At 64.0% G+C, this 8,107-nt stretch carries 7 protein-coding genes and 1 pseudogene; 1 reads left to right on the top strand and 7 read right to left on the bottom strand.

What is annotated here, in order from left to right:
• The 7 genes and pseudogenes from H7K34_RS25855 to H7K34_RS25825 all read right to left on the bottom strand — a co-directional run.
• Positions 1 to 2,180, bottom strand: a pseudogene (locus H7K34_RS25855) (arylsulfatase); the annotation flags it as partial.
• A gap of 101 nt (positions 2,181 to 2,281) precedes the next feature.
• Positions 2,282 to 2,488, bottom strand: a complete 207-nt coding sequence (locus H7K34_RS25850) for a hypothetical protein (RefSeq protein ID WP_264064800.1) — start codon at positions 2,486 to 2,488, stop codon at positions 2,282 to 2,284.
• Positions 2,489 to 2,869: 381 nt separating this feature from the next.
• Entirely contained in the window at positions 2,870 to 3,565 is a 696-nt protein-coding gene (locus tag H7K34_RS25845) for a type 1 glutamine amidotransferase domain-containing protein (RefSeq protein WP_264064799.1), read from the bottom strand.
• Positions 3,566 to 3,654: 89 nt separating this feature from the next.
• Positions 3,655 to 3,810 (bottom strand): hypothetical protein, encoded by a 156-nt coding sequence (locus H7K34_RS25840; RefSeq protein ID WP_108926317.1) that lies wholly within the window; start codon positions 3,808 to 3,810, stop codon positions 3,655 to 3,657.
• 77 nt (positions 3,811 to 3,887) lie between these two features.
• Positions 3,888 to 4,799, bottom strand: a complete 912-nt coding sequence (locus tag H7K34_RS25835; protein ID WP_264064798.1) for an HpcH/HpaI aldolase/citrate lyase family protein — start codon at positions 4,797 to 4,799, stop codon at positions 3,888 to 3,890.
• A gap of 19 nt (positions 4,800 to 4,818) precedes the next feature.
• A complete protein-coding gene (locus H7K34_RS25830) occupies positions 4,819 to 6,003 on the bottom strand; it encodes a CaiB/BaiF CoA transferase family protein (protein WP_264064797.1) in 1,185 nt (394 codons plus the stop codon).
• Entirely contained in the window at positions 5,996 to 7,369 is a 1,374-nt protein-coding gene (locus tag H7K34_RS25825; RefSeq protein WP_264064796.1) for an LLM class flavin-dependent oxidoreductase, read from the bottom strand. Before H7K34_RS25825 ends, H7K34_RS25830 begins: the two co-directional genes overlap by 8 nt.
• Positions 7,370 to 7,436: 67 nt before the next feature.
• Here H7K34_RS25825 and H7K34_RS25820 point away from each other — a divergent pair, with 67 nt between their 5' ends.
• The gene (locus tag H7K34_RS25820; RefSeq protein ID WP_264064795.1) at positions 7,437 to 8,087 is read left to right on the top strand and encodes a GntR family transcriptional regulator; all 651 of its coding nucleotides are present in this window, start codon (positions 7,437 to 7,439) and stop codon (positions 8,085 to 8,087) included.
• The last annotated feature ends 20 nt before the right edge of the window (positions 8,088 to 8,107 follow it).

Here is an 8,107-nt window from a genome sequence, read left to right as displayed (position 1 = left end):
AATGCCAGTGCAAGTTCGGATTCCACGTCCTGATAGGGCCGCCCGGACAAGTCGATAGTGACCGCAGCGATGGTGCCGCCGGTGAAGGTGAATGGGGCTTTGTAGTGGCTGGACACTGCCGATCCGCCGTTTCGGCCGACGGTGATGCCGGCACCGGCCAGCCCGAACGTGCCCGGGTGGGTGACGACGCCGGCGAGCGTGCCGACCACCTCGTCGTCGATGAACAGGGTGACGTCGCCCAGCGGCGTGTGGCTGTTCTCGACGGTTCCGGTGCGCGCATAGCTGGCACCGAACAAGTGTCTGCCCAACGGCACTGCGCTCGAAGAGGACACCAGCTGGTGACGTTCGCCCAGGAAGTTGTAGACATAGTGCAGGCGACCGTCCTGGATGAACAGCACATGCCCGCCGTGCGCACCGCCCTGTTTGAACAGCACCCCTTCGGCGCCAGTGGTATCCACGGTCACGTCGGCGAGCACGCCGAACGAGCGGCCTCGAATTTCGGCGGCGGCGCCGATTCCGACGTCGGCGCAATCCGGATAGTAGATGTAGCTGGCCCGCTCGCCCACCAGGTAGGGCCGGAAGCGGGTCAGCGTTTCCATCAGGTTCAGGTCGGCCAGCGGTAGCCCGTTGTACTTGGCGGCTTCGGAAAACCAGAGCGCCTTAAGCTCTTCCAGCTTCTCGGGTTGCTCGGCAGCCAGGTCATGGCACTGACTGCGGTCGGCCTCGATGTGGAACAACTCCCACCGATCGGCATCGAAGTGCGACCAGCCCGCCGGGGTGGCGGCGTGCACGGTGTTGGCGAACCAGCCGTCGTGCCAGATCCCACGGGTGCCCAGCATCGTGTAGAACTGGGTCCGCTTTCCGGTGCTCGCGGCCGAATCTGCCAGCGCTGCCGCGAAGCTCACACCATCGAGCGGCTTCTGCGTGATGCCCTTGACCGTCTCCGGCGGCGCCATACCCAGCAGGTCATAGATCGTCGGGGTGATATCGGAAACGTTGACGTAGTTGTCGCGAACCTCGCCGTGTGCCGCAATACCGTTGGGCCAGGAGACGATCGCCGTGTCGGCGATGCCGCCTTCGTGGGAGGCGTAGCGCTTGAACAGCTTATAGGGTGTGTTGAACGCCATCGCCCACCCGATCGGGTAATGGTTGTAGGTCTGGGGTCCACCGAGGTGATCGAAGAGCTTCATGCTCTGCTCCACGGTGTCGATGTAGCCGTTGAAGAACTTGCCTTCGTTGACCGACCCGTTCGGCCCGCCCTCGCCGCTGGCACCGTTGTCGGAGATCACCACAATGATGGTGTTGTCCAGCTGACCGGATTCCTCGAGATAGTCCAGAATCCGCCCGATCTGGGCGTCGGTGTAGCTCAAGAACCCCGCGAACACCTCCGCCATCCGGGAAAACAACTTCTTTTCTTCATCGGTGAGCCCATCCCAGGGCCGCACCGTGTCCTGCAGCGGCCACGGCTCACCGTTGGGCCCCTTGACATCCAGATACGGGTTAATGGGCGACAGCTCGGTGTCCGCCGGGACCAGCCCCATCGCCTTCTGTCGTTGCAGCGCGATCTCGCGGTAACGCTCATAACCCATGTCGAACGTGCCGGCGTACTTGTCCGCCCACTCGGTGAACACGTGATGCGGGGCGTGTCCGGCGCCGGGGCACACATAGCTGAACCACGGCTTGTCCGGCGCAATCACCTTGGCGTCACGGATGAATTCAATTGCCTTGTCGGCCAGGTCTTTTGACAGGTGGTAGCCATCCTCGGGGGTGCCAGGAGGGTTCACCGGGTGGTTGTCGTACACCAGATCGGGATACCACTGATCGGTCTCCCCGCCCATGAACCCATAGAACCGTTCGAAACCGCGCGACGTCGGCCAGTGCCGCTTCGTCGAGGCCATGCTGGACTCCTCCAACGGCGTCAGGTGCCACTTACCCACGCAGTACGTGTTGTAGCCGCGCTCATTGAGCACCTCGGACAGCAAGGCCGTGTCGGTCGGGATGCGGCCATTGCAGTTCGGGAAACCGTCGGTGAACTCCTCAATCGTGGCCATCCCCACCGTCGTGGCATTGCGACCAGTCAGCAGCGACGCCCGCGTCGGTGAACACAGCGCAGTCGTATGGAACTGCGACAACCGGACACCACGCTCGGCGATCCGCGTCATCGCGGGCATCTCCACCAGGNTCGTGGCATTGCGACCAGTCAGCAGCGACGCCCGCGTCGGTGAACACAGCGCAGTCGTATGGAACTGCGACAACCGGACACCACGCTCGGCGATCCGCGTCATCGCGGGCATCTCCACCAGGGTTCCGGCCGCTGCTCCAGCGGGAGCGTGGTCAGCGTATTCGCCTGCACGCCTTCGCTGGTCGCCCCATTACACGCCGCGTCGCCATCGATCACGTGATCTTTGGTCGCGACATCCTCAGCGGCCACCTCACCGACGACCAGATCCTCAGTGGTCTCATTTTCCGACTCGATTAGTGAAGACATTTCTTTTGTGCAGGTCCTCCCCCCGGGTCATCCCGGATTTGGCCGCGCGGCACCCGTGGCGATGCTTGATTCCAGTTCACACGGATGTCGCGACATGCAAAGGTCTATCAGTCATCACAGCAAGTGGCCGACGAGTACTACGTGGAATACCGCGCGGACCGCTTGTGTGTCTAGCCGCCAGATTGCGTGATCACTATGGCATGCACGGTGCTTCAGCGACAAGCCGTCGCTTCTTCTCCGGCCCCGCAGGCGATGAACCAGAATTGCTTATTTGCAATGGTTTTCATAACGTCAACGTCGATCGCGATCACGCCTCACGCGTGACGCTAGCGCCGGCGGTATCGCATCTGAAAGTTTCCTATTGGTCGCAACGCCCGCCGATCAACGGGGCAGCACTTCGAGTACCTGCTCCGCCAGCGGCCCGGCCGAGGCGGGGTTCTGGCCGGTGTAGAGATTGCGGTCCGACACCGTGAACGGCTTCCACATTTCCCCCCGGACGAAGTCGATGCCCAACTTGACGAGTTCGTCCTCGACCGTCCAAGGCGCCTTCTCCCGGAGTCCGACGCCGTCCTCTTCGTCGTTAGTGAAGGCGGTAACCCGATAACCCGCAAAGGGCGAAACACCGTCGCGGCGGGTGGCCAGGATCGCGGCCGGCGCGTGGCAGACGATCGCCAACGGCTTACCCGACGCGAGGGCAGCAACGAGCAGTCGGCCGGAATCCGCGTCGCGCCAGAGGTCTTCCATCGGGCCGTGGCCACCGGGGTAATAGATGGCGTCGTAGTCGTCTAGGCGGACGCTGGCGAGTTGGATTGGCGCGCGCAGCTGTTCGGCCGAGCGCAATATCCCTTCGAGCTTTTCGGCGATCTCGACGCTGCCGGCCATCGACGGACGCAGGCTCATCACGTCCACGTAGGGCACCGTGCCGCCAGGCGTGGCCACCACGATTTGGTGTCCGGCCCGGCTGAGCGCGTCGTAGGGAGCGGCGAATTCTTCGGCCCAATACCCGGTGGGATGCCGAGTGCCGTCCTTGAGTGTCCAGTAACTCGTTGCGGTGACGACGAACAGGATCTTGGCCATAAGCAGTCACGCCCCTTATCGAGAGACTGCAAATCCTACGTCGCCACCGCAACGTCGGCAATGCGCCGAAACAGCTTGTGCCCTAGGCCCTAAAACCAGACCTTTCGGCCGCCCACCGGACGTCCGACCGCCCCGAGGATCCACAAGACCACGCCGATCAGCACCAGGATGCCGCCGATCGTTTCCAGAATCGGGATGGCGGCGAAATAGCCGATTACAACGAGAATGATGCCTAAAACAATCACGTCATGCCCCCTTCTATTGGGCGTCCGTTGAATTGATCTAGTACGGACTACCCCGGCACGAACGCGGTCAATCACGCCTACTGATTGCCGTTGATCAGTGCTGCGCGCGCCAGCGTCTGCTCCGCCTGCTTCACATGGGCGGCGTCGACCAGCACGCCGTTGACGCCGACCGCGCCGCGGCCCTTGGCCTCGGCCTCCCGATAGGCAGTGACATTTGCTTCGGCTCGGGCGATCTCATCGGCGGTCGGCGCGTAGACCCCGTTGGCGACAGGCACCTGGTCGGGATGAATGGCCCACTTTCCGGTGTAGCCGAGCAACGATGCGCGCCGCGCGTCACGCTCGTAGCCCGACAGGTCCCGATAGTCGGGATAGGGTGCGTCGATCGCGTCAATTCCCGCGATGCGCGCCGCCACTATCACCTTGTTGCGCGCGTAAGCCCAGAATTCACCGGGGTATTCGCCGAGCGGGACGAAGTTGGTGTCGACCCGCGCGCCCTGCGACAGCGAGAAATCGCCGACCCCGAAGATCAACGCGTCCAGCCGCGGACTTGCCGCCGCGATCTCCTCCGCGTTTGCCAGGCCTTCCACTTCTTCGATCAGGACCTCGAGCCGAATCCGTTTACCCAGACCGAGTTTCGATTCCAATTGGGTGAGTAGCACATCCACCCACCAGACGTCGCGGGCCGTGCGTGCTTTCGGGATGATGATGGTGTCCAGGTTCTCGCCGGCGTTGCTGACGACATCAATGACGTCGTCATGGCACCACTGGGTGTGCAGACCGTTGATCCGGATGGCGCGGGCGGTGCGCCCCCAGTCGATGTCGTTGAGCGCGGCGATCGCCTTAACGCGCGACTCTTCCTTGACCGCCGGGGGCACCGCATCCTCGAGGTCGAGGAACACCAGGTCGGCGCCACACCGGGCGCCCTTCTCGAACATGTTGTCGTTGCTCGCGGGCACCGCGAGTTCGGAACGACGGAGCAGATCGGTCACCTGTAAGAACTTCCTTCTGTCACAGCACGCCGCGGGCGCGCAGGTCGTCAATGTCTTTGGAAGTCAAGCCAAGTAGCTCGCCGTAGACTTCGGCATTGTGCTCGCCGAGGTAGGGCCCGAGATGGCCGACTGTTCCGGACGCCGACGAAAAACGTGGCACCGGGGCCTGCACCGTCATCTGCCCCAGCTGATCATCCTCGACAGAGATGAACACCTCGCGATGCGTCAGCTGCTCGTCGGCGACCAGATCGCGGATGTCGTAGACGGGCGCCGCAGCTACTTCGTGAGCTTCGAAGGTCTCCATCGCTTCCGAAAGCGTCTTGGTCGCAACCCAATCCGCAACCACGGCATCGACCTCACGAGCCCGGGCCAGCCGCCGCTGCGGGTCGGAGAAGTCGGGGTCGGACAGCAGGTCGTCGCGGCCGATTGCGCGAAAAACCCTCAGCGCCAACGCCGGTGAGCTGCCGGACATGGCCAGCCAACGTCCGTCCGCGGTTTGGTAGGTGTTGCGCGGAGCCGAGATGTCCCAGCGATTGCCGGCGCGCTCGGGCACCAAACCCAATTGGTCATACCCCAACAGGGTCTGCTCCAGCAGCCGGGCCAGCGGGTCGATCAGGTTGACATCGATCAGCTGTCCCGGTGCACCGTGCACGTCGCGGTGATAGAGCGCCATCATGACCGCGTAGGTGGCGTTCAGCGAGGCCACGCCGTCGGCCAACATGAACGGCGGCAGCGTGGGCGGGCCGCCGGCCGGTCCGGTGAGGTGGGCGAACCCGCTCATCGCCTCGCCGAGCGTGCCGAAGCCCGGGCGTTCGCTCTTCGGTCCGGTCAACCCGTATCCGGTGATGTGCAACATCACGATTCGGTCGTTGACCGCGCGTAGGTTCTCGTAGTCCAGGCCCCATTTGCGCAATGTCTGGGGCCGGGTGTTGAAGATGACGACGTCGGCATGCTCGACCAGCCGACGCACCATTGCCTGACCTTCGGCGCAGCGCAGATCCAGCGTGATCGCTCGCTTGTTGCGCGATAAGGACTTCCACATCAGCCCGACATCCTCGCGCTGATTGCCCCAACCGCGGATCGGATCGCCGTGTCGCGGGTCTTCGACCTTGATCACGTCGGCGCCGAAGTCGCCCAAGTACGTCGCGACCAGTGGGGCCGCCGCCAAAGTGGCGAGGTCGAGCACTCGCACCCCGTCAAGCATTCGCACCGGCACCCACGTGTGCGTTCGAGGGCCGTTGTAGCCCAAGGTGTCCCCGCAACGTCGAGGACTCGTACTCGGTGCGGAACAGGCCGCGTCGTTGCAGTTCCGGAACCACCATCCGCACCACATCTTCAAACGCGCCGGGCAGATGCGTTGCGGCCAGCACGAAACCGTCGCAGGCTCCGCTTTCGAACCAGTCCGCCATCTGATCGGCAACCTGTTCGCCGGTGCCGACGAAGCGGGGCCCCTGCAGCAGCGTCGCGCGATGGCCGGCCAGATCGCGCACGGTCACCGTGTCGCCACCGATGTGCTTGCGCAGGTTCTGCACCAGGCCGCGAATTCCGGAGGACGACGCGATCAGCTCGTCGGTCACGGGATCGTCCAGATCGTGTTGCGCGAAGTCGTAATTCATCAACTCCGACAACAGTGTCAGTGATGCCATGGGATGAACCAGTTCGTTGAGGAACAGAGCTTCGCGCTCCTTGGCGTGGGCCTCGGACTCGCCTACCACAGCGTAGGCCATCGGGCAGATCCGTACTGCGGAAGGATAACGCCCGGCATCGGCGATTCGTTCTTTCTGGTCGGCGTAGTGACTGCGCGCGACCTCGATGCCCGGATCCCCGGTGAAGATCAATTCCGCCCACTGGGAGGCGAATTCGCGTCCACGTCCCGAAGAGCCGGCCTGGATGATCACCGGCCGGCCTTGCGGGGTCCGCGGCACGGTCAGCGGCCCACGCGATGAGAAGTACCGCCCGACGTGAGCCAGTTCGTGCACCTTGTCCGGATCTGCGTAGTGCCCGGTCGCCCGGTCATGCAGGACCGCGTCGTCTTCCCAGGTGTCCCAGAGTCCGGCGACAACGTCCATGAACTCGTCGGCGCGGTCGTAGCGCTCGTCGTGGCCGAGGTGGGCGTTGACACCGAAGTTCTGCGCCTCGCTGTCGTTGACGGAGGTGACCACGTTCCAGCCGGCCCGGCCGCCGGACAAGTGATCCAGCGTGGCGAAAGTTCGGGCGACGTGGAACGGCTGGTAGTAGGTGGTCGAGTAGGTCGCGCCCAGTCCGATGCGCGAGGTGGCCTGGGCCAGCACGCCGAGGACGATGCTCAGGTCCAGTTTGACCGGCCGAGCCCCGTAGGACACCGCCTCGGCGACCGATCCCCCATAAACCCCGGGCATCGCGAGCCGGTCGTCGAAGAACATCAGATCGAAGCAGCCTTCTTCGAGCTGGCGGGCGATCTTGGCGTAGTACGAAGCGTCGAGGTAGCCATGTTCGGTCGCCGGGTGCCGCCACGATCCGGCGTACACCGAGGTGCTGCCGGCCTGCATGAACGCAACGAGGGCCATCTTGTCTTGTCGTCGATCAGCCATACCCGAAATCTAACATCTGATATTTCAGATATCAGATGTTAGGTGCGTTGTTTGATAGCATTCGCGGATGGCAGCGATCGACATCTCCGGCACGGTCCGCGAACGCGCCGCCCGCGAACTCCGCGACCGCATCCTTACCGGCGCCTTGCCCGCCGGCGCCCGGGTCGACCTCGATGCCATCACCGAGGAGTTCGCGACCAGCCGGACCCCGGTCCGCGAGGCGCTGCTCGAGCTCTCCTTCGAAGGATTGGTCCAGGTGGCACCCCGCAGCGGCGTCACCGTGATCGGCATCAGCCCCACCGACGTGATGGACAGCTTCACCATCCTCGGAGTCCTCACCGGACAGGCCGCCGCGTGGGCGGCCGAACGGATCGAATCCGAAGAGCTCGACATGCTGCGCGCGCTCGCGGCCGACGTGGTCGCTCGCTCCGGTGACGACAGCATCGGCGAGGCGAACTGGCACTTTCACCAAAAGATCCACCGCGCCGCTCACTCGCCGCGGCTGATGACGCAGATCAAGCAGGCCGCTCGGGTGGTGCCGAGCAACTTCCTCACCCTGTTTCCCGACCACGAGAAGCATTCGCTCGACGAGCACCAGGAGCTACTGGACGCACTCGGCGACAAGGACGTCGAACGTGCCCGCACGATCGCCGAGCGCCATGTTCTGGACGCCGGGCGCTCGCTGGCCGACTGGCTCGAGCAGCGCCGCATCGCCTAGCTTTCGCCGCGCAACCTCAC

The sequence above is a fragment of the Mycobacterium montefiorense genome, assembly GCF_025823255.1.
In the GTDB taxonomy this organism is placed as follows: domain Bacteria; phylum Actinomycetota; class Actinomycetes; order Mycobacteriales; family Mycobacteriaceae; genus Mycobacterium; species Mycobacterium montefiorense.
The sequence above is the reverse complement of the archived record's forward strand: the minus strand, read 5'-3'. Positions and strand labels throughout refer to the sequence as shown.